We start from the raw sequence: 22307 nt of genomic DNA on the forward strand, positions 1-22307 counted from the left end.
AAATAATAAAGGCGCAATCTAGCCACAGCCAGGGAAAAACTGTCCTCCAGGCAGGAAAAAAAACGTGGCAGCCTCGACAAAGAAGGCTACACTTAGGGGAATATTAGTTTCCTCGTGGCTATTCTTTTGCGGATGCTTTTAAGCCCTTCGAACCACCAACAATTCCAAGTAACCGACTCGCGGCGCACCGGGGCGCGCGAGGCCAGATCCACACCGGATAGAGGATGCCGTTATGAAAGCCGAGACCAGCCGCTCCCCACAACGCCGCGCCCACGCCGCGCCGCTGCGCCGCAAACTGATCGCCGTGCTGGTGGCCGCCTGCTACGCCAGCGCCCAGGCCGCGCCCGTCAGCCCGACCGTGGTGGCGGGGCAGGCCAGCTTCAACCTCCAGGGTAAGACCTATTCGATCACCAACACGCCCAACACCATCATCAACTGGCAAAGTTTTTCGGTGGCGCCGGACGAGATCACCCGCTTCATCCAGCAGAGCGCGGACAGCAAGGTATTGAACCGCATCACCGGCCAGAACCCGACCCAGATCCTGGGCTCGCTGCAATCGAACGGCAAGGTGTTCCTGATTAATCCCAACGGCGTGATCTTCGGCGCCGGCTCGCGGGTGGACGTCAACGGCCTGGTGGCGTCCAGCCTGGCGATCTCCAACGCCGACTTCCTGGCCGGCAAAAACAACTTCAGCGGCGACGCCACGGCGGGCAAGGTCAGCAACGCCGGCGCCATCACCACGCCGTCCGGCGGCCAGATCTTCCTGGTCGCGCCGGCGGTGGAGAACAGCGGCGTGATCTCGGCCCCCAACGGCGACGTGGTGCTGGCGGCAGGCCGCAGCGTGCAGTTGTTCGATTCCAAGGATCCGAATGTGCAGGTGGTGGTGTCGGCGCCGGCCGACCAGGCGCTGAACCTGGGGCAGATCGTGGCGCAGGGCGGCCGGGTCGGCGTGTATGGCGCGCTGGTCAGCCAGCGCGGCGGCATCAACGCCAACAGCGCGGTGCGCGGCGCCAACGGCCAGATCATCCTGAAGTCCAGCGTCACCACGCTGGTGGAGGCGGGCAGCAGCACCAGCGCCACCGGCAGCAACCTGAACACCGGCGGCGACATCCGCTTGCTGGGCCCGCTGGTGGGCCTGACCGGCAACGCCGTGGTCGACGCCAGCGGCGCGGCCGGCGGCGGCACGGTGCTGGTCGGCGGCGACTACCAGGGCAAGAACCCGGCGGTGCAGAACGCGCAGCAATCGTATGTGGGCAAGGACAGCGTCATCAAGGCCGACGCCACGGTGAGCGGCGACGGCGGCAAGGTCATCGTCTGGAGCGACCAGGCCACGCAGATGTTCGGCGCCATCTCCGCGCGCGGCGGCGCCAACGGCGGCAACGGCGGCTTCGTCGAAACCTCCGGCCATTACCTCGACATGCGCGGCACGGTCGATACCCGCGCGCCCAAGGGCGCCACCGGCAAGCTGCTGCTCGATCCCAGCGATGTCTACATCGCCGACAGCGACAGCGTGTCCGGCGTGCCCAACTCGGTGGGCAACCTCAATCTGGTGAGCGGCGGATCGATCTTCCTGGAGTCGGGCAGCGTGCAGGATTCGCTGCTGTTGACCGATACGCTGCACACGGCGCTGCTGGCCAACGACGTGACGGTCAGCACGGGCAATCCCAACGGCAACAGCGGCGGCGATATTGCGGTGCTGAGCGAAATTCTCCTGCCTTCCAGCGGTTCCCCTTCGTCCAGGCGGACCCTGTCGCTGACGGCCACGCGCGACATCTACCTGAAGGCCCCCGTCACCGGCGGCGAAAGCAACCTGATGCTGACGGCGGGCCGCAATATCGCACAGGTCACCGAACCGATCTCCGCGCTCACGGTCCACAACCTCAGCGCGATCGCGGTCAACGACATCACGCTGGCCAACGACAGCAACAACATCGGCGGCGTGGCGTCGCTCCAGGCGACCAGCGGCAATGTCGTGCTGACGGGCGCGAGCGCCAATCTCGGCAGCGGCAGTGCGGGCGGCACGTTCACGGCCACGGCCCAAACCGGCGATCTCAGGGTGAGCGGCAACCTGACCAGTGCCGGCAACATCACGCTGACCTCGGCCAAGACCGACGGCGTGGCGACGGTCGACAGCGGCGTGGCCGTCTCGTCCACCGGCGGCAACATCACGGTGCAGGCCGATAACATGGCCTTGAACGGCACGCTGTCGGCGACCACGCAGCACGGCGTGCTGCTGGTGCCCCAGTCCAGCAGCGTCAATATCCAGGTCGGCGTTGGCGCCACCGACGGCGCCGGCGTGCTGGGCCTGACCCAGGACGAGCTGGCCGGCATCCAGCTGCCCGTCAACGGCTGGCTGACTATCGGCGGCAACTCCGGAGGTCCCGGCGTCGGCGCGGGCGGCCTGACCGTGGTCGGCAACCTGAACCTGAAGGGCGGCCAGAACGCCGGCACGCTCCTGCTGCAATCCGGCGGCGACCTGACCATCAACAGCGGCGCCGCTGTCGCCAATGCCGGTGTGATCAGCCTGCAGACCCAGCCCAGCGGCAATCACCGCATCACCAATAGGGGCAGCGTCACGTCGGACGCCAACATCAATCTGTTCGCCGGCAAGATGACCCTGGCCAGTGGTAGTAGCTTGAACGGCACCTCGGTCAGCCTGGACACGACCAATGCCGTGGACCTGGGCGCGACCGGCGACCCGGCCGACACGCTGGTGCTGACCAATGCGGACCTGGCCAGCGCGCACTACCCCGCGGCCAACTCGCTGGAAGTGAAGACCCAGAACCAGTCTGCCGCCGGCAATATCGTGGTCAGCCAGCCGCTGACTTATGCCAATAACCTGAAGCTGACGGCCACCGGCAGCATCGCCCTGCAGGCGGCGACCAACGTCGGCGGCCTGGAGCTCAGCGCCGACACCACCATCAGCGCCACCGACAGCGTCGCCGTCAGCGGCATCTTCAATTTGCAGAAGGGCGCCTGGTCGCAGGTCGGTACCCTGCCGGCCTTCAGTGCCGGCGATTTCCGTATCGGCGGCAACGGTACTTTCGTGCGCGCCGTCAGCGGTGACGGCGCGAACACGCCTTACCACCTGGCCGACGTCTATGGCTTGCAAGGGATAGCTTCATTATCCACCGGCTATTCCTACACGCTCGACAACGATATCGACGCCAGCCAGACGGCGCACTGGAACCTGATCAGTGGCAGCAACTACGCCGGCTTCAAGCCGATCGGCGGCGTGGATTATGCCTACCACGGCACTTTCGACGGCGGCAACAAGACTATCAGCGGCCTCTACATCAAGAGCACGAGCGACCGTGTCGGCCTGTTCTCCTTGCTGGGCGCGGGCACGCTGGAGAACGTCAAGCTGAGCGGCGCCACGGTCGAGGGCAACAGCTACACCGGCGCGCTGGTGGGCTACCAGTCGGGCGGCACCGTCAGCGGCGTGGCGATCGAGTCCAACGTGACCGGCAACGGTTCGAATGTCGGCGGGCTGGCGGGCTACTCCAACGGCATGATCCACGACTCCTACGTGCAGGGCAATGTCACTGGCAAGACCTCCGGCAGCACCGGCAGCACCGGTGGCCTGCTGGGCGGCAAAGGGGGGAGCGGCACCCTGACCTCCGTCTACAGCAGCGGCGACGTCAAGTCCAACACCAGCACGGTGGTGAATGCGCTGGTCGGCGACGGCGCCAGCGGCAGTCCGGCGAGCGGCGGTTATTTCCTGACCGCCGGCGCCACCAGCGACAGCGCCGGGGCCGTCGGCCTGAACTCGACGCAGCTCAAGCAGCAGGCCAGCTTCACCGGTTTCGACTTCGATGGCAGCTCGTCGGTGTGGCGCATGTACGAGGGCCAGACGCAGCCCTTGCTGAGAGGCATGCTGACACCGATCACCGTCACCGGCGGCGGCAGCACCAAGGTGTACGACGGTGTCTCGGTGGCGTACTCGCAGGCGTTCAGCCATGTCGACGTCAACGGTACGCTGAGCTACAGCGACGGGCTCAACGTCGGCACCCACAAGGTCAGCGGCCTGTATTCGACCAAGTACGACGTGAGCTATGACGCCTCGACGAACCTGATCATCACGCCGCGCCACATCACCGCCTCGGTCACCAACGCCAGCAAGACCTATGACCAAGGGACCGGGCTGGTACAGGGCACATCCAACGGCACCTACAGCATCAGTTACGGCAACACGGTGAACGGCGACACGCCCGGCATCAGCGGCAGCTTTAACTTTGCCAGCGCGGGCGCCGGCACCGGCAAGACCATCACCGTCACCGAGCCGACGCTGACCAACAACCCGCACGGCAACTACGTGCTGGATTTGAACGAGGGCGGCACCGTCACCGGCACCGGCACGATCAACAAGGCCAACCTGGCCATCACCGGCCTGAGCGCCGTCGACCGCACTTACAACGGCGGCCTCGGCGACATCACGCCGGGTGGCACGCCTTCGGTGACCCCGCTTTCGGGTGATACCGTGATGCTGACCGGTAGCGGCAGCCTGTCGCTGCAAACCGCGGACGTCGGTCAGGGCAAGCTGGTCGTCGTATCGCTGGGCAGCTTCGCCCTAAGCGGCAGCCAGGCCGGCAATTACCAGCTGGTAACGCCTACGGATGTGACGGTCAATATTACCAAGGCGCCGCTGACCGTCGGCGGTACGGTGACGGCCAACAACCGCGTGTACAACATGGACTTGAACCCGGTCACCAGCGAGTACGGCACGCTGGCGAGCCTGAACGTCGCCGGCGGCACGCTGAGCGGCGTGTTCAACAGCGACGCCGTCACCCTGACCGCCGGCACCGGCACCTTCGACAACCGCAACGTCGGCACCGGCAAGAGCGTGACGGCCACCGGCTTCACACTGGGCGGCGACAAAGCCGGCAATTACGCGGTGACCGGCATGCCGAGCGGGCTGACCGCCAACATCACCCCGGCCCCGCTGACAGTGACCCTGGCCAGCCGCGAGTACAACAACAGCACCAACGCCACGCTGACCGGCGCCACGCTCAACGGCCTGCTGGGCGTGCCGTCCGGCCCGCTCGACGCGGTGTCGCTGCTCATCACCGAAGGCGTCACCCTGCAATATGCCGACAAGAATGTCGGCGTCAATAAAATCGTCAGCGTCAGCGGCGGCTCGCTGGGCATCACCGGCTCCGCCGCCGGCAACTACACGCTCAGCAACAGCGCCCAAGGCACCATCACCGCGCGTCCATTATCGACCTGGACCGGTAGCGGCGGCGGCTTGTGGAGCGCTGCCGGCAACTGGGCCGACGGCGTTGCGCCGAGCGGATCCAACGTGCTGGCCGCCTCCATCGGCGCCAGCGCCGGTACCATCACCTATGACGCCACCGCCGGCATCGACGGCAGCACCACGCTGACCAATCTTGCCGTCGGCAGCGGCAGCCAGCTGGCGCTGACCGGCGGCGCGCTGACCGTCACCGACACCGGCGGCAAATCGTATCTGACCGGCTCCACACTCAACCTGAACGGTGGCAGCATGACGCTGACCGGCGCCATGGAAGCCGGCAACCTGACGCTGAACAGCGGCGTGCTGACCGTCGGCAGCACCGCGAGCCTGAGCAGCTCCACGCTCAACCTCAACGGCGGCAGCGCGGTGCTGAACGGCACAAGTACGATCAACAACCTGACACTGGCCAGCGGCGTGCTGAGCGGCACCAACAGCGCCGCCAACCTGACCGCCTACAACCTGACGCAGACCAACGGCAGCATCGACATGAGCGGCTCGCTCAACGTCTACGGCTCCGGCGCCATCGCCATCGGCAACGTGCGTGCGCAAGCGGGCATCACCCTGGGCGCCGGCGAGAGTGGTGGGGGGATCACCCAGACCGGCGCCCTGGTGACCGACAGCCTGCACGTATCGGGCTACGGTGGCGTCGCATTGACCAACACCGGCAACCATGTGGGGGCCTTCAGCGGCAACATCTACGGTCAAGGCAACATCCAGCTCAACAACACCGTCAGCAGTGGCGAACTGGCGCTGGGCGTGCTGACCACCTCCAATGGCAACATCGTCATCGACAACCACGGCGGCATCCACACCGGCGGCACGATCCACGCCTACAACGGCGAGGTGTCGATCACCGCGCACAGCCCGATCACCATCAACGACAGCGTTTTCGGCAGCAACATCGCGCTGTCGGCCAGCACCGACATCATGTTGCAGGGAGGATCGGTGCTGAACGCGACCAACGCGATCAATCTGGTGGCGGCCAATAACATGGTGCTGGGCGGCGCGCTGAGCGCGACTAATACGATCAATCTGTTGGCGGCCAATAACATCGTACTGGGCGGCTCGTTGAGCGTGAGCTCGTCGAGCGGCAGCATCTCGGCGGTCGCCACCAACGGTAGCATCAGCGTCGGCAGCACCACCACGATCAACAGCCACGGCGCACCCGTGTCGATGGCAGCCCCATTCGGCACGGTGAGCGCCGGATCGGTCACCCTGGTCGGCGGCACGCCGTCGCCGAGCATAGATTCCGGCAGTGGCACCGCCGCAGCCGCCGCCCAAGCCGCCGCCGACGCTGCTGCCAAGGCTGCGGCCGACGCCGCTGCCAAGGCCGCCGCCGATGCTGCCGCCAAGGCTGCGGCCGATGCTGCCGCTAAGGCCGCGGCCGACGCCGCTGCCAAGGCCGCGGCTGATGCCGCCGCCAAGGCCGCTGCCGACGCCGCCGCCAAGGCCGCCGCCGATGCCGCCGCCAAGGCCGCTGCCGATGCCGCTGCCAAGGCTGCCGCCGACGCCGCTGCCAAGGCTGCGGCCGACGCTGCTGCCAAGGCCGCCGCCGATGCCGCCGCCCAGGCTGCCGCCGATGCCGCCGCCAAGGCTGCGGCCGACGCTGCTGCCAAGGCCGCCGCCGATGCCGCCGCCCAGGCCGCCGCCGATGCCGCCGCCAAGGCCGCTGCCGATGCCGCTGCCAAGGCTGCTGCCGATGCCGCCGCCCAGGCCGCCGCCGACGCTGCCGCCAAGGCCGCCGCCGACGCTGCCGCCAAGGCTGCCTCCGACGCTGCTGCCAAGGCCGCCGCCGACGCTGCTGCCAAGGCCGCCGCCGACGCCGCCAAGGCTGCCGCCGACGCTGCTGCCAAGGCTGCGGCCGACGCCGCCGCCAAGGCTGCCGCCGACGCCGCCGCCAAGGCTGCCGCCGACGCTGCTGCCAAGGCAGCCGCCGATGCCGCCGCCAAGGCAGCCGCCGACGCCGCCGCTGCCAAGGCCGCCGCGGACGCCGCAGCCAGCAGCCAGACATCCCCGCCGGTGGCCCAGGCGGTGAACTCCACTGTCAACATCATCAACACCGTCACCCAGGGCGGCATCTTGAATGCGCAGATCGCACCGACACTGCCGGATAGCAGCGTCGCTTCCTCCGGGACCGGCGGCACCGGCAGCACCGGTGGCACGACCAAGCCGGACGACAAAGTCCCCGACGATAAGGACAAGTCCACCGGCAAGGTCGACGTGCTCGCCAGTAAGAGCGAGCCGACCAAGAAGATGTATTGCAACTGATGCCGAGCCGGACAGCATGGGGCCGCCGGTGGGGCGGCCCTGTTTGTGAGCTGAAATCCAACACTCGGTGGCGGGTGCTATCAATTTCAATCTTTCAAATAGGCATTGTATATAAGGGCTATGCTAGCATCGGAAGAGCGTTTTCAAGCTTTGCCGGTGTCGATGACAAAATTTCAAAGTTAGCAAATCACACGCGACCCTTACTACGAGCGAACCCATGAAATATAGCTTTACGCGCCTATTAGCAGGTTCCCTTCTGGCCGCCGCCGTCAGCTCGGCCTGGGCGGCCCCTGCGGCGGACGACAATACTGTGATCCGGTTCGAGATATCCCGGTTCGAGGTCAAGGGCAACACTTTGTTGCCGCAGGCGCAGATCGATGCGCTGCTGGCCAAATTCACCGGCAAGGAGCGCGATTTCGGCGACGTGCAACGGGCGCTGGAAGCGCTGGAAGCGGTCTACCATGAACGCGGCTACAACGTGGTGACGATCGAATTGCCGGAGCAGGAGCTGAACCGCGGCGTGGTGCTGCTGCGGGTGGTGGAAACGCACATCGGCCGCATCAGCGTGAAGAACAATCTGTACTTCGACGAGAACAATATCCGCCGCAGCCTGCCCGCCTTGCAGGAGGGCCGGACGCCGGACCTGAAGGCGGTCTCGGCCAACCTGAAGCAGGGCAACGAGAGTCCGGCCAAGGAAGTCACCCTCAAGCTGCAAAGCGGCGAAAAGGACGACGAGGTCGACGCCGTGCTGGACGTTAAGGACCAGCCGATCTGGAAGGGCATGGTCAACGTCGACAACACCGGCACCCAGCAGACCGGCAAGACCCATCTTGGCTTCATCCTGCAAAACGCCAACCTGTTTAACCGCGACCACCTGGCGTCCCTGCAGTACACCACCTCGGCCGAGGAACCGGGCCGCGTCAAGGTCTATGGCGCCGGCTACCACATCCCGCTGTACGCGCTGGGCGACTCGCTGGACTTCTTCGCCAGCTATTCCAACGTCGATTCCGGCACCGTGTCGGCCGGCGCGGTCAACCTGGCCGTCAGCGGCAAGGGCGCGGTGTACGGCGCGCGCTACAACCAGACCCTGGCCAAGCGCGGCGAGCTCGAAGCCAAGCTCAGCTACGGCTTCGATTACAAGGCGTTCAAGAACAGCGTGCAGTTGCAGGGCCAGGAGCTGGGCAACGATGTGACCGTGCATCCGCTCAGCATCGCCTACCAGGCCACGCTGCCGATCAAGCAGGGCGAGCTGAGCGGCCAGCTGACACTGCTGCGCAATATCGCCGGCGGCGCCAAGGGCGACCAGGCCGCGTTCACGCTGGCCCGCGCCGGCGCCAAGGCCGACTACACCATGCTGCGCCTGGCCGGCAGCCTGACCCGCGCGCTGGCCAACGACTGGCAGCTGCGCGCCATCCTCAACGGCCAGTACAGCAGCGATGCGCTGATCCCCGGCGAACAGTTCGGTGCCGGCGGCGCGACCTCGGTGCGCGGCTTCATCGAGCGCGAGATTTCCAACGACTCCGGCCTGGGCGTCAACCTGGAGGCGTACACGCCCAACCTGTGCACCCACGACGGCTGGAATTGCCGCCTGCTGGCTTTCTACGATGAGGCCTATGCCAGGCGCAACCATCCGCTGCCGGCGGAGCTGACCAGTACCACCATCGCCAGCACCGGCGTCGGCGCGCGGTTCGTGCTGTCGACCTACGCCAACCTGCAACTCGATTTCGGCCACGTGGTCCGCGCCGGCAACACCGGCCGCGACAACGCCAGCCGCCTGCACCTGCGCCTGGGACTGGCGTACTGAGCGGTCCCCTGAATGTACTGGAAATGAATATGTCACAGCCAAAAAACTCTCTCATGGTCCGGGCCCTGCTCAAGGGCTTGCTGTTGCTGGCGCTGTGCGGCGCGGCGGGCGTCAGCTGGGCCGCGCAGGTGGTGGGCACGGTGGTCCAGCTGAGCGGGCCGCTGCTGTCCCGGAAGGCCGACGGCGTGGTGCGCATCCTGTCGATGCGTTCCGAGGTCGAGAGCGGCGACACGCTGGTGACCGAGAAGAACACCTATGCGCTGGTGAAGTTCATCGACAATAGCGAGATCACGCTCAAGCCGGCCACCACCTTCAAGGTCGAGGACTTCAGCTACGACGCCGGCAAGCCCGACGCCGACAACGCCTCGTTCAACCTGGTCAAGGGCGGGCTGCGCTCGGTCACCGGCCTGCTGGGCAAGCGCAACAAGGAAAAATTCGCCATGAAGACGCCAAGCGCCACCATCGGCATCCGCGGCACCACCTTCATCGCCGACATCGTCGAGCCGAGTGAGCAGGCCGTGGCTGCGCGCCTGGCCTACAACCTGGCCAGCACCGCCGCGCTGGATCCGCTGGCCGCGCCGGTGCAGCCGCTGATGCTGGCGCAAGCACCGCTGCCATCGTCTCCTCCGCCGATGCTGGCGCCCGGCCTGTATGTGCACGTGATCGACGGCCTGATCCATTTGACCAACCCTGCGGGCGCCACCAGTTTCGCCGCGGGCCAGTTCGGTTACACGCCCAACTTCCAGCAGCCGCCGGTGATCCTGCCGGTCAATCCCGGCATCCAGTTCCTGCCGCCGCCGGCGTTCAACCAGAGCACGGCCCCGTCGGCGCGTAACACGCCCGGCAAGTCGAACGTCATCGACTGCGAAGTGCGCTGATCGCCGCAATTTGGACTTGACCTTCCCATCGTGGGATACTTGATGCTGTCGTCATCGAGTCTTCCACCGGGATCGCCATGTCTGCCTCCGTCTCACCTCTAAGCCAATCGATCAACATCGAGGGCATGACCTGCGCCTCCTGCGTCGGCCGCGTCGAGCGCGTGCTGGCGGCGGTGCCGGGCGTGGACAAGGTCAGCGTCAACCTGGCCACCGAGTCGGCGCGGGTGGAATCGTCGCAGCCGCTCGATTTCGCGCTGCTGGCGCAGGCGGTCGACAAAGCCGGCTACCACGCCACGCCGGAACTGCCGCCATCGGCCCCCGCACCCACGCCGGCCGCGCCGACGCTGGCCCATCCCACTGGCGGCCGCGCGGTGCTGCTGGCGGCCTTGCTGTCGCTGCCCTTGCTGCTGCCGATGCTGCTGGAGCTGGCCGGCGTCCATTGGATGCTGGACGGCCGCGCGCAGCTGCTGCTGGCGACGCCGGTGCAGTTCTGGCTGGGCGCGCGCTTCTATCGCGCCGGCTGGCTGGCGCTGCGCGCCCGCAGCGGCAATATGGATCTGCTGGTGGCGCTGGGGACCAGCGCCGCGTATGGCCTGAGCGTGTATCAGCTGCTGGCGTCGTCGTCTTCCATGCCGCACCTGTACTTCGAAGCGTCGGCCGTGGTGATCACCTTGATTTTGCTGGGCAAATGGCTGGAGGCGCGCGCCAAGCGCCAGACCACGTCGGCCATCCGCGCCTTGCAGGTGCTGCGGCCGGAGTCGGCGCGGGTGCGGCGCGGTGCGCAGGATGTCGAGGTGCCGATCGCCGATGTGCGGCAGGGTGAGCTGGTGGTGGTGCGTCCCGGCGAGCGCGTGGCGGCGGACGGCGAAGTGATGGAGGGTGCCAGCCATGTCGACGAGGCGCTCATCACCGGCGAAAGCCTGCCCGTGGCGCGCCATGCCGGCGACCGCGTGACGGGCGGCGCCATCAACGGCGAAGGCCTGCTGCTGGTGCGGGTGACGGCGGTGGGCGCGGAGAGCACGCTGGCGCGCATCATCCGGCTGGTGGAGGATGCGCAGGCGGCCAAGGCGCCGGTGCAGCATCTGGTGGACCGTGTCAGCGCGGTGTTCGTGCCGGTGGTGCTGGTGCTGGCGGCGCTGACCTTCGCCGGCTGGTGGCTGGCGAGCGGCGATGCCGAGCGGGCCATCATCAACGCGGTGGCGGTGATGGTGATCGCTTGTCCGTGCGCGTTGGGGCTGGCGACGCCGGCCGCCATCATGGCCGGCACCGGCGTGGCGGCGCGCTACGGGATACTGATCAAGGACGCGGAGGCGCTGGAGCTGGCGCACCGCATCACCACCGTGGCGTTCGACAAGACCGGCACCCTCACCGAGGGCAAGCCGTCGCTGGCGGCGCTGGAGCCGGTCGGCATCGATGAGGAACGGTTGCTGCAGCTGGCCGCCGCCATCCAGCGCGGCAGCGAACATGCGCTGGCCCGCGCCGTGGCCGACGCCGCCGCCTCGCGTGCGGTGGCCACCGCCACCGCCGGCGCCATCGCCGCCGCGCCGGCCGCCACCGGCGTCACCGCCTTGCCCGGCCGCGGCGTGGCGGCCGTCGTCGACGGCGCGCGCCTGATCCTGGGCAGCACGCGGCTGATGCAGGAAGAGGGTGTCGCATTGGATGCGTTGAGCGCCCGGGCGGCAGCGCTGGAACAACAGGGCCTGACGATTTCCTGGCTGGCCGCCGCAAGCGCGCCGCAGCCCGCGCAGCTACTCGGCCTGCTGGCCTTCGGCGACCGCGTCAAACCACAAGCCGGCGCCGCGCTGCAAGCGCTGCATGCGATGCATATCCAGACCATCCTGCTCACCGGCGACAACCAGGGCAGCGCCGACGCCGTCGGCAAGCAGCTGGGCATCAGCCGCGTCATCGCCAGCATGCTCCCCGCCGACAAGGCCAGCACAGTCGCCGGCTTGAAGACCGGCGATACCTGCATCGCCATGGTCGGCGACGGCATCAACGACGCTCCCGCGCTGGCCGCCGCCGATGTCGGCATCGCCATGTCCAGCGGCACCGACGTCGCCATGCACGCCGCCGGCATCACACTGATGCGCGGCGATCCGGCGCTGGTGGCCGCCGCCATTTCGATCTCGCGCCGCAGCTACAGCAAGATACGCCAGAACCTGTTCTGGGCCTTCATCTACAACCTGGTCGGCATACCGCTGGCCGCCCTCGGCCTGCTCAACCCCATGGTTGCCGGCGCCGCGATGGCGCTCAGCTCCGTCAGCGTCATCAGCAACGCCTTGCTGCTGCGGCGCTGGAAGCCGGACCACCTGAAAGGACAAGCATGAACATCGGACAAGCGGCGGCCGCCAGCGGCGTCTCGGCCAAGATGATCCGCTACTACGAAAGCATCGCCCTGATCCCGCCGGGCAAGCGCAGCGACGCCGGCTACCGCATCTACGGCGACAACGACCTGCATGCGCTGCGCTTCGTCAAGCGCGGACGGACACTGGGCTTTTCGCTGGACCAGATCCGCGACCTGCTGTCGCTGTGGCAGAACAAGGAGCGCGCCAGCGCCGACGTCAAAACCATCGCCATGGGCCACGTGGCGGAACTGAACCAGCGCATCGCCGAGCTGACGGAAATGCGCGACACCCTGCAAACGCTGGCCAGCTGCTGCCACGGCGATGATCGCCCCGACTGCCCGATTCTCCAATCGCTGGCCGATTAAAGTATAATCGGCCCGTTTTGGTGCCCGCGCGCCTGTCCAGGCGCGCAGTTAAACGGGAAACATGGAGCTGGCCACGCCAGCCAACATGTGCTGCCCCCGCAACGGTAAACAAGCGTCGTCGTTGACGACAAATCCGCCTCTTCAAACCACTGTGCAGTTGCATGGGAAGGTCAGGCGGTGTCGCTTGCCAGCCCGGATACCGGCCAGGACAGGTGGAAATGCCCAGGCATTTCTGTTCAATCCGCTCACGGGGAAGTGAGCGGCTTGCATCTGTTTTGAACTACATCTATGCATCGATTTTGCGCGCCACGGCCTTGCCGACTGGCGGCCGTGTCTTGCGCACGCGCCGTTCGCGCACGCCTGCGCCCCGATTTTTCATCTCTGCCCACAGGACCCTCCCATGTTTAACCTGCCCGCCGACGCGGCCGTGCACTCCATCGAGACACTGCTGTATTCCATTTCCTCCGTCCTGTACCTGCCCGTGCTGCTGGGGATCGCCGCGCTGGTGCTGCACATGCTGGTGTGCTTCGGCACCTTCGGCGCCGAATGGCTGGAGCGCCGACGCGGCGTGCGCGTGCTGGTCGCCACCGCGAAGCAGGAGATGGCCGCCGTGCTGGCCGCCCAGGAAGGCGAGCCGGGACTGGACGCCCGCCTCGAACGGCTGGTGCAGCGCGCTGACGTCAACGGCGTGCGCCGCCTGGACGGCGTGCGCTTCGTGGTGCGCGTCGGCCCGGCGCTGGGCTTGATGGGCACCCTGATCCCGATGGGCATTTCGCTGGCCGGGCTTGCGCAGGGCAACCTGCCGAAGATGGCCGAGTCGATGACCACCGCCTTCACCGCCACCGTGGTCGGCCTGGCGTGCAGCGTCAGCGCCTATGTACTGGGCCTGGTGCGCGAGCACTGGCTGCGCAGCGACCTGACCGAGATCGCCTACGCCGCCGAATCCCACCTCGCGGCGCAGGACCACAAGCCGCACCTGGTGCGCGCGGGAGCCTGAGATGCGCTATATGAACCGCCACCGCTACAGCCGCATCGGCGAGCATAACGAAGACCCGCTGGCCGGCGTCGCCAACCTGTTCGACGCCAGCATCGTCTTCATCGTCGCCATGATGCTGGCGCTGTTCTCGGCCTGGAACATGATGGACCTGCTGGACCCGAACTCCGAAGTCACCATCGCCAAGAAAAGCGCCGACGGCCACGTCGAGGTGCTGACCAAGAAAGGCGCCGAAATCAAGGTGAGCAAAGTGAGCGACAAGCCGCTGTCGGGCTCCGGCAAACGCCTGGGCACCGCGTATCAACTGCCGGATGGGAAGGTCGTCTATGTGCCGGAATAAATTGTGGGGCCTGGCCCTGCTGGTGATCTCGCTGTGCATCGGCGGTTACGTGCATTCGGCGCAGGCGCCGCGCACCTTGGCGCTGATGTTGGGCGATATCGAATCGCGTCCCACCGTGCTGGCGGTACGCGGCTTGCAGGCAGAGTTGAAGGAGCTGAACGTCGCCGTGCGTATCATTCCCGCCAACGGCATGACGCCGGCCGACCACCATGCGCTGACCAGCGCCGACGTCGTGGTCGTCAACGCCAAGAGCCGCCAGGCCATGACGGGACTGAGCGCGGAACTGCAGGCGCTGCAAAAGGCGCGCCGTCCGGTGTTCGCGGTCGGCGGCGCCATCGACGACAGCCTGCGCGAGCAGGGTGTGCGCGACGATAAGACCATCCAGTCCTACCACAGCGAGGGCGGCGTGGAGAACATGGGCAACCTGCTGCGCTACATCCTGCGCAATCACTTCGGTTCGAAACTGGAGGTCGCGCCGGTGCGTGCGATGCCGGAGGTGGGCCTGTACGACGTGGCGGCCAACCGCACCTCCAGCAGCTACGAGCAGTACCTGCAAGGCTACGCCAACTACAAGACCGGCGCGCCGTGGATCGCCGTGCCGTTCTACCGCGCCAGCCTGGTGGCGGGACAAACGCTGCCGCTGGCGGCCATCGTCGCGCGCCTTGAGGCCAGCGGCTACAACGTGCTGCCGGTGTTCGGCTATCCCTACGACGTGCCATTGCGCTTCCTGCTGGACGAAAACGGCAAGAGCCGCGTCGAGCTGATCGTCGCGCTGGGCATGAAGGTGGGCGGCACCGCCAACACCGGCGCGCTGCTGGACAAGATCGGCGTCCCGGCGATCAACGCCATCACCTTGAGCCAGCAGTCGCTGGCGCAGTGGCAGGAATCGAGGATCGGCCTCGATATCATCGAGCGCACCTGGCAGCTGGCCGGCGCCGAAGTGGCGGGCCTGATCCAGCCGACCGTGGTCGCCAGCCGTGAACGCATCAGCGATGCGCAGACTGGCCTGGCCTACGTCGAAGAGACGCCCATCCCTGAGCGTATCGAGCGCTTGAATGAGCGTGTCGCCAGCTGGCTGGCTTTGCGCCACAAGGCCAACGGCGACAAGCGCATCGCCATGCTGTACTTTAACTATCCGCACGGCTCCGAGACCATCGGCGCGGCCTACCTGAACGTGCTGCCGGAGAGCTTGTGGCAGATCGTCCAGCGCCTCAAGCAGGAAGGCTACCAGACCGGCACGGCGCTGCCGCCGTCGCAGGAAGAGCTGCAAGGCGAGATCCAGCAATGGGGCAACTACCCGGGCAAATCCAAGGGCGACTATATGGCGGGCCTGAAGCATCTGGCCGAAAGCGGCCAGGCGCTGCTGGTGCCGCTGGCCGATTACCAGAAGTGGTTCATCACGCTGGCGCAGCCGCTGCGCGCGTCGATCGAAAAATCCTGGGGCAAGCCGGAGAACGCGCCCGTCCTGTGGCGCAACGCCAAGGGCGAGCCGTTCTTCGTCTATCCGGCGCGCCGCTTCGGCAATGTGCTGATGGCGCCGCAGCCCGGCCGCGCGTGGGAGCAGAACCTGGAGAAGCTGCACAATGAAGTCAGCATGCCGCCATCGCACGAATACATCGCGTTCTACCTGTGGCTGCAGAAGGGCTTCCAGGCCAACGCCGTCATGCACATCGGTACCCACGGCACGCAGGAATGGCTGACCGGTAAAGAGGCCGGCCTGTCGGAAAGCGATCCGACCGAGGCGCTGATCGGCGCCATGCCCAACATCTATCCCTACGTGATGGACGACGTGGGCGAGGGCATACAGGCCAAGCGCCGCGGCATGGCCACCATCATCGACCATATGACGCCACCGTTCGACGTGGCCGGCCTGAATCCCGACCTGCGCGAGCTGGGCGCGCTGCTGAACGACTACCGCGTGGCCGAACAAAAAAGCCCGCTGCTGGCGCGCAGCCACCTGACAGCGATCAACCGCCTGGCGGCCAAGAGCGGCGTGTTGAAGGACATGAAGAAGAACGAGCTCAAAACCGAAGCCGACATGGAGGCGCTGGAGGAATACCTGGACGACACCGGCAGCAAGCTGACGCCGTTCGGCCTGCACACCTTCGGCGTGGCGCCGAAGCCGGAGCTGCGCAACGCCACCGCGCGCGCCGTGGTCAGCCTCGATACGACATCGACGGCGGAGCAGAAGACCAAGCGCATCGCCCAGCTGGAAAACGACATCGAACGCAGCGCCGCGCTGGAGCTGGAGCGCTTGATGCAGGCGCTGTCCGGCCGCTACATCCCGACCGGCGCCAGCGCCGACCTGGTACGCAATCCCGACGCGCTGCCGACCGGCCGTAACTTCTTCGGCCTCGATCCGTCGCGCATCCCGAGCAAGACCACCTACGAAGCCGGCTATAAATTGGCGCAGCAACTGGCGGAGGACTACCGCAAGCGCCACGGCGCCTGGCCGGACAAGTTGAGCATGAACCTGTGGGGCGTCGAGACCTCGCGCCACGAAGGCATCATGGAGGCGCAGGCGATGGCGCTGATGGGCGTGCGTCCGACCTGGGACGAGCGTGGCCGCGTGACCGGCGTGGAAGCGCTGACGCGCAAGCAGCTGGGCCGCCCGCGCGTGGACGTGACGCTGATCTCCTCCGGCCTGTTCCGCGACCTGTTCGGCAACCTGTTGACATTGATGGACCAGGCGGCGCAGCTGGCGCAGAGGCAGGACGACAACGGCCCCGGCGAAGACGGCAACGTGATGCAGGCGCACAGCGCCAAGACCGTCGCCGCCTTGCAGGCCAGCGGCATCAGCGCCGAGGAGGCGCTGCGCATGGCGTCGGTGCGCATCTTCGGCCTGCCGAGCGGCGCCTACGGCACGCAGATCGAGAAGCTGATCCCGCTGACCAACGCCTGGCAGAACGAGAAGGAAGTGGCGGACGTCTTCATCAACCGCATGAGCCATCCGTTCGGCGCCGGCTACTGGGGCGACGACAAGGCCGATCCCGGCCAGCGCCGCGAGTTGTTCAGGCAGGCCATCAGCGGCAGCAAGATCGCGCTGCACAGCCGCTCCAGCAACCTGTTCGCCACCTTGGACAACGACGACTTCTTCCAATACCTGGGCGGCACCGCGATGGCGATCCGCAGCGTGGACGGCAAGACGCCGGAGGTGATGGTCAGCGACCTGTCCAACCCGCGCAAGCCGGGCCACAAGACGCTGGAGCAGTACATGGGCCAGGAGATGCAGGCCCGCTACCTGAACCCGCGCTGGGCCGACAGCATGCTGAAGGAAGGCTATTCCGGAGCGCGCTACATCAACCGCGTGGTCGACTACCTGTGGGCTTGGCAGGTCACGGTGCCGGAAGTGGTGGACGGCGGCAAATGGCAGCGCATGTATGACACCTACGTTGAGGATCGCCATGGCCTGAAGGTGCGCGAGCGTTTCGCCACCAGCGGCAATCTGCGTGCCTTCCAGGCCATCACGGACCGCATGCTGAGCGCGATCGAACGCGGTTACTGGAAACCGAGCGACGCGGTGCGCGAAAAGCTGACGCAGCAAAACGCGCAGGCCATCAAGGATGCCGGCGTGTCGTGCAGCGCCGATTCGTGCAGCAAGGCGACGATGAAGATCGCGCCGCAGTTCAGTGGCCAGTTCGTGCCCAACGTGGGCACCAACGCGGCGGTCGCGCGCGGAGCGGCGGCTGCCGGCCGTGCCGGTGGCGCGGCGCCGTCCGCACAGCCGCCGGTGCCGACAGCCACGCAGCAGCAGACCGACGCCGCCATGCAGAACGCGGTGGCGGACCTGCAGGCCTTGCAGGCCAAGGCGCAGGAGCTGCCACCGCCGCCGCCCGCGCATGCGAAGAGCAAATCGGCCGAGCCGGCGCCGAAGGCCAAGGTCGCAGCCGATACTGCCGACGCCAAGGTCAACGGCTTTGAAATGCAGACGCTGACCAACCTGACACCGGTGCAGAAGACTGTCGGCACGCTGGCGCTGCTGGCGCTGGCCGCCGCGCTGATAGGCGCCGGCTACGTCGGCCGCCGTAACAAACTGAGTAAGCTGAAGGAGTACCTATGATCGTCAAATCCATGGTCGCGCTGGCGGCGGGCCTGCCACTTGCTCTGCCGCTTGCGTCCCATGCCAACGAGGAGGCTACCGGCCCCGCCCCCGCCATGGTGGCGGTGGAAGTGCGCGGCCACTATGACAACGGCGTCGGCACCTCCAGCGCCGCCAGCCAGGGTTCGGTGACGGCGGAGCTGATCGCCAACCGTCCGGCGCTGCGGCCCGGCGAGCTGCTGGAGTTCGTGCCCGGCGTGATCGTCACGCAGCACAGCGGCGACGGCAAGGCCAACCAGTACTTCCTGCGCGGCTTCAACCTCGATCACGGCACCGACTTCGCCACCTTCATCGACGGCATGCCGGTCAATATGCGCACCCACGCGCACGGACAGGGCTATACCGATTTGAATTTCCTGATGCCGGAACTGGTGGACCGCATCAACTACAAAAAGGGTCCGTACTATGCGGACGAAGGCGACTTCGCCTCCGCCGGCGCGGCGCACCTGGGACTTGCGAACAAGCTGAAGGAAAACACCGCCAGCGTGACGGCGGGCGGGCACCAGTACTACCGCGCCAATGTGACCGGCTCGACGCCGCTGGGCGAGGGCAACCTGGTCTACGGCGCGGAGCTGGGCCACAACAACGGGCCGTGGGTCAGCCCGGAAGCCTTCCACAAAAGCCTGGGCGTGCTGCGCTACAGCCAGGGCGGCAGCGACAACCAGTTCAGCGTCACCGGCATGTTCTACAAGGGCGGCTGGTATGCCAGCAACCAGGTTCCGCTGCGCGCAGTGCGGAGCGGCGAGATCAGTCCCTACGGCGCCATCGACACCAGCGATGGCGGCATCACCTCGCGTTACAGCCTGTCCGCCACGCTGCGCCGCCGCAGCAGCGACACGCTGTTGCAGGCCAATGCCTACGTGGTGCAATCAAGCCTGGACCTGTACAACGACTTCACCTACTTCCTCGACGATCCGGTCAACGGCGACCAGTCGCGCCAGACCGAAAAGCGCCGCATGACCGGCTTCGACGTGGCGCAGACCTGGTTCGGCAAGTGGGGCGGGCTGGAAGTGAACAACAAGGTCGGCCTGCAGGGGAGATATGACTACCTGTCGCCGCTGGCGCTGTACAGCACCGTGAAGCGGCAGATCACCGGCACCATCACGCAGTCGAAGGTCAAGCAAGCGAATGCCTCGGTCTACTTCGAGAACACCGTGCAGTGGCGCGAGTGGCTGCGCACCACGGCCGGTGTGCGCTACGACCGCTACCGCTTCGATGTGAGCAGCAATATCGCCGAGAACACCGGCAAGGTGGGCGAGGGCATGACGTCACCGAAGATGTCGGTGGTGCTGGGGCCATGGGCCAGGACGGAATTCTTCATCAACTACGGCGAGGGCTTCCACAGCAACGACGCGCGCGGCACCACCGTGCACCTGACGCCGAAGGAGCGCGAGCCGATCGACCCGGTGACGCCGCTGGTCAAGACGCGCGGCGCGGAACTGGGCGCGCGCACCGAGTTCGTGCCCGGCCTGCAAAGCTCGATGGCCTTGTGGAAGCTGCGTTCGGCGTCCGAGCTGGTGTTCTCCGGCGACGCCGGCGATACGGCGGCCAGCCGTGGCAGCTACCGTTCGGGCGTCGAGTGGAACAACCACTACATCGCCGCGCCCTGGCTGTTGTTCGACCTGGACCTGGCCTATTCGCGCGCGCACTACACCGAGCATGACGAAGTGGGCGACTACATACCGGGCGCGATCGGCAAGGTGGCTTCGTTCGGCGCCACCGTCACCGACATCGGTCCGTGGTCCGGCGCGTTCCAGATGCGCTACTTCGGTCCGCGTCCGCTGATCGAGGATAACAGCCAGCGTTCGGCGACGACGGCGATTGCGTATGCGCGGGTGGGCTACAGGATCGACCGGCGCTGGGCGGTGTCGCTCGATGCCTTCAACCTGTTCGACCGCAAGGCCAGCGACGTGGATTACTACTACGCTTCGCGCCTGCAGGGCGAGCCGGCCGAAGGCGTCAACGACATCCACTACCATCCGGTGGAGCCGCGCACCTTGCGCCTGACGCTGAAGGCTAGGTTCTGACGAACATCCAGATGGTCAGCGCGGTGCCGACCAGCACGACGAAGCCGCGCATGATTTTTTCCGGCAGACGGTGGACCAGCCATCCGCCGCACAAGCCGCCGGCGATGCCACCCGCGCACAGCGCCAGCGCGGCCGGCCAGCTGATCAAGCTGGAGGTGGCGAAGATCAGCGTGGCGGCGGCGTTCATGGCCATCGCCAGCACGTTCTTGGTGGCGGCGGCGGTGCGCACCTGCTGGCCGGCGATGGTCAGCGCGGCCAGCATCAGGAAGCCGATGCCGCCGCCGAAATAGCCGCCGTAGACGGCGATGCAGCTCTGCACCAGCACCAGCGTCCAGCGCGGCATACTGCCGGCGGCGTGCAGCGGTTTCTTGCGGAAGCTGCCCCACGCGAACACGCTGGTGGCGAACAGCACCAGCCACGGCACCAGCCGTGCGAAGAACGACGGCGGCGTGTTCAATAACAGGATGGCGCCGAAGATGCCGCCGATGGCGCTGATGATCAGCATCTGCTTGAACGTGAGCGGGCCGACATCGCCCGCCAGTTTGCGGCCGGCGTAGGCGGAGGTGATCTGGCTGGGGAATAGCGCGATGGTGGACGTCATGTTGGCGGCCAGCGGATTCAGGCCGGCCAGCAGCAGCGCGGGGAAGGTGATGAACGAGCCGCCTCCGGCCAGTGCGTTCTGTACGCCGGCCATGAGACCGGCGGCGGCGACCATCAGGACAATGTGGATTTCAAGTGGCGGGACTGGCGGCATGGGGGCTCGGTAGTGTCAGGTCAACAGTCGATTATAACCGTGTACTGAATATCGTTCCTGGCGCCGTCCAGGTGTTGTCGATGCTACTATCTTGGCATGACGACACCCTATCAACTCTATTACTGGGACGGCCTGCAAGGCCGCGGCGAATTCGTGCGCCTGGCGCTGGAGGAAGCGGCGGTACCGTATGTCGATGTGGCGCGGCAGAAGAAGGGCATGCCGGCGCTGCTGGCCTGCCTCGATGGCGGGGAGGTCGACCACCCATCGTTCGCGCCGCCGGTGCTGGGCGCGGGCGAGCTGCTGATCGGGCAGACCGCCAACATCCTGATGTACCTCGGCGCCCGGCATGGACTGGCTCCGCGCGCGCTGGCAGGGCGCTTGTGGGCCAACCAGCTGCAGCTTACGATCGCCGACATCGTCAATGAGGTACACGACACGCATCATCCGATCGCGGTCGGCAAATACTACGAAGAGCAGAAGAAGGAAGCGAAGGCGCGCGCCAGGGACTTCCGCGAGCAGCGCATACCGAAGTTCCTCGATTACTTCGAGGGCGTGGTGGCGCGCAATCCGGGACGGGGCGGCTATGCGGTCGGCTCGCGGCTGACGTATGTGGACCTGTCGCTGTTCCAGCTGGTCGAGGGGCTGCGCTATGCCTTCCCTAAGACGATGGCGCGGCTGGAGCCGTCGTATCCGGAGCTGATCGCCTTGCGCGACAAGGTGGCGCTGCGGCCCAACATCGTCGCCTACGTCGGGTCGAAGCGGCGGATACCGTTCAATGAAGACGGCATCTTCCGCCGCTACCCGGAGCTGGACAAATAATCAGGCCGCGCCGGTGACAGGATAGCCCGCATCGGCGATGGCAGATTTCAATGGCGCCAGCGGGCTGGCGCTCTCTATCCTGACGGTCTTGCCGGCCAGGTCGACCTCGACTTTTGCGGCCGCATCGACCGCCTGCACCGCCTTGGTCACCGCGCCCACGCAATGGCCGCAGCTCATGTTTTCTACTTGCAGTTGATACATCCTCGTACTCCTCGAACAGTTTCGATGATCAGACTGTAGCCCTTCCCGCCGTGGGAAGGTCAAGGAAGAACGCTTCGGTTGCCTTTCTTTTTTTGCCGTTCATGGAGTAAATGGCTCATTATTAAAGAAGTGTTCTAAAATAAATAATTGTTTAGAGAAGAA

At 66.5% G+C, this 22307-nt stretch carries 12 protein-coding genes and 1 riboswitch; of the genes, 10 read left to right on the top strand and 2 right to left on the bottom strand.

The window, feature by feature from the left end:
* Positions 1 to 232 precede the first annotated feature (232 nt).
* The 9 genes from ACEN9O_RS16730 to ACEN9O_RS16770 all read left to right on the top strand — a co-directional run bounded on the left by ACEN9O_RS16730 (position 233) and on the right by ACEN9O_RS16770 (position 20371).
* Positions 233 to 7519 (top strand): YDG domain-containing protein, encoded by a 7287-nt coding sequence (locus ACEN9O_RS16730; protein WP_495612991.1) that lies wholly within the window; start codon positions 233 to 235, stop codon positions 7517 to 7519.
* A gap of 217 nt (positions 7520 to 7736) precedes the next feature.
* Positions 7737 to 9323, top strand: coding sequence for a ShlB/FhaC/HecB family hemolysin secretion/activation protein (locus ACEN9O_RS16735; RefSeq protein ID WP_495612992.1), 1587 nt, complete (start codon positions 7737 to 7739; stop codon positions 9321 to 9323).
* A 29-nt stretch (positions 9324 to 9352) separates the two neighbouring features.
* The gene (locus ACEN9O_RS16740; protein ID WP_495612993.1) at positions 9353 to 10201 is read left to right on the top strand and encodes a FecR family protein; all 849 of its coding nucleotides are present in this window, start codon (positions 9353 to 9355) and stop codon (positions 10199 to 10201) included.
* 77 nt (positions 10202 to 10278) lie between these two features.
* A complete protein-coding gene (locus tag ACEN9O_RS16745; RefSeq protein ID WP_495612994.1) occupies positions 10279 to 12528 on the top strand; it encodes a heavy metal translocating P-type ATPase in 2250 nt (749 codons plus the stop codon).
* Entirely contained in the window at positions 12525 to 12911 is a 387-nt protein-coding gene (gene cueR / locus ACEN9O_RS16750) for a Cu(I)-responsive transcriptional regulator (RefSeq protein ID WP_495612995.1), read from the top strand. The genes ACEN9O_RS16745 and cueR overlap by 4 nt, the downstream gene beginning before the upstream one ends.
* Position 12912: 1 nt before the next feature.
* A riboswitch (cobalamin riboswitch) is annotated at positions 12913 to 13133 on the top strand.
* Positions 13134 to 13311: 178 nt separating this feature from the next.
* Complete coding sequence (locus ACEN9O_RS16755; protein WP_495612996.1) at positions 13312 to 13908, top strand: MotA/TolQ/ExbB proton channel family protein; 597 nt, start codon at positions 13312 to 13314, stop codon at positions 13906 to 13908.
* A 1-nt stretch (position 13909) separates the two neighbouring features.
* Positions 13910 to 14245, top strand: a complete 336-nt coding sequence (locus tag ACEN9O_RS16760) for a DUF2149 domain-containing protein (RefSeq protein WP_116990142.1) — start codon at positions 13910 to 13912, stop codon at positions 14243 to 14245.
* Positions 14232 to 18305: a cobaltochelatase subunit CobN gene (locus ACEN9O_RS16765; protein WP_495612997.1), complete on the top strand. Its 4074-nt coding sequence runs from the start codon at positions 14232 to 14234 to the stop codon at positions 18303 to 18305. The genes ACEN9O_RS16760 and ACEN9O_RS16765 overlap by 14 nt, the downstream gene beginning before the upstream one ends.
* Entirely contained in the window at positions 18302 to 20371 is a 2070-nt protein-coding gene (locus ACEN9O_RS16770; RefSeq protein ID WP_495612998.1) for a TonB-dependent receptor, read from the top strand. The genes ACEN9O_RS16765 and ACEN9O_RS16770 overlap by 4 nt, the downstream gene beginning before the upstream one ends.
* Here the strand turns inward: ACEN9O_RS16770 and ACEN9O_RS16775 are convergent.
* Complete coding sequence (locus ACEN9O_RS16775) at positions 20361 to 21125, bottom strand: sulfite exporter TauE/SafE family protein (RefSeq protein ID WP_495612999.1); 765 nt, start codon at positions 21123 to 21125, stop codon at positions 20361 to 20363. The genes ACEN9O_RS16770 and ACEN9O_RS16775 overlap by 11 nt on opposite strands.
* 96 nt (positions 21126 to 21221) lie before the next feature.
* Here ACEN9O_RS16775 and ACEN9O_RS16780 point away from each other — a divergent pair, with 96 nt between their 5' ends.
* Complete coding sequence (locus ACEN9O_RS16780) at positions 21222 to 21944, top strand: glutathione S-transferase (RefSeq protein WP_495613000.1); 723 nt, start codon at positions 21222 to 21224, stop codon at positions 21942 to 21944.
* Here the strand turns inward: ACEN9O_RS16780 and ACEN9O_RS16785 are convergent, their stop codons facing one another.
* Complete coding sequence (locus ACEN9O_RS16785; RefSeq protein WP_495613001.1) at positions 21945 to 22145, bottom strand: heavy-metal-associated domain-containing protein; 201 nt, start codon at positions 22143 to 22145, stop codon at positions 21945 to 21947.
* Between the last annotated feature and the right edge of the window lie 162 nt (positions 22146 to 22307).

Source organism: Duganella sp. Dugasp78 (genome assembly GCF_059491455.1).

What these genes read in the sequence shown, in the direction of transcription:
- ACEN9O_RS16730 (WP_495612991.1), top strand. Translation starts at nt 233, where the DNA reads ATGAAAGCCGAGACCAGCCGCTCCCCACAACGCCGCGCCCACGCCGCG.
- ACEN9O_RS16735 (WP_495612992.1), top strand. Translation starts at nt 7,737, where the DNA reads ATGAAATATAGCTTTACGCGCCTATTAGCAGGTTCCCTTCTGGCCGCC.
- ACEN9O_RS16740 (WP_495612993.1), top strand. Translation starts at nt 9,353, where the DNA reads ATGTCACAGCCAAAAAACTCTCTCATGGTCCGGGCCCTGCTCAAGGGC.
- ACEN9O_RS16745 (WP_495612994.1), top strand. Translation starts at nt 10,279, where the DNA reads ATGTCTGCCTCCGTCTCACCTCTAAGCCAATCGATCAACATCGAGGGC.
- cueR (WP_495612995.1), top strand. Translation starts at nt 12,525, where the DNA reads ATGAACATCGGACAAGCGGCGGCCGCCAGCGGCGTCTCGGCCAAGATG.
- ACEN9O_RS16755 (WP_495612996.1), top strand. Translation starts at nt 13,312, where the DNA reads ATGTTTAACCTGCCCGCCGACGCGGCCGTGCACTCCATCGAGACACTG.
- ACEN9O_RS16760 (WP_116990142.1), top strand. Translation starts at nt 13,910, where the DNA reads ATGCGCTATATGAACCGCCACCGCTACAGCCGCATCGGCGAGCATAAC.
- ACEN9O_RS16765 (WP_495612997.1), top strand. Translation starts at nt 14,232, where the DNA reads ATGTGCCGGAATAAATTGTGGGGCCTGGCCCTGCTGGTGATCTCGCTG.
- ACEN9O_RS16770 (WP_495612998.1), top strand. Translation starts at nt 18,302, where the DNA reads ATGATCGTCAAATCCATGGTCGCGCTGGCGGCGGGCCTGCCACTTGCT.
- ACEN9O_RS16775 (WP_495612999.1), bottom strand. Translation starts at nt 21,125, where the DNA reads ATGCCGCCAGTCCCGCCACTTGAAATCCACATTGTCCTGATGGTCGCC.
- ACEN9O_RS16780 (WP_495613000.1), top strand. Translation starts at nt 21,222, where the DNA reads ATGACGACACCCTATCAACTCTATTACTGGGACGGCCTGCAAGGCCGC.
- ACEN9O_RS16785 (WP_495613001.1), bottom strand. Translation starts at nt 22,145, where the DNA reads ATGTATCAACTGCAAGTAGAAAACATGAGCTGCGGCCATTGCGTGGGC.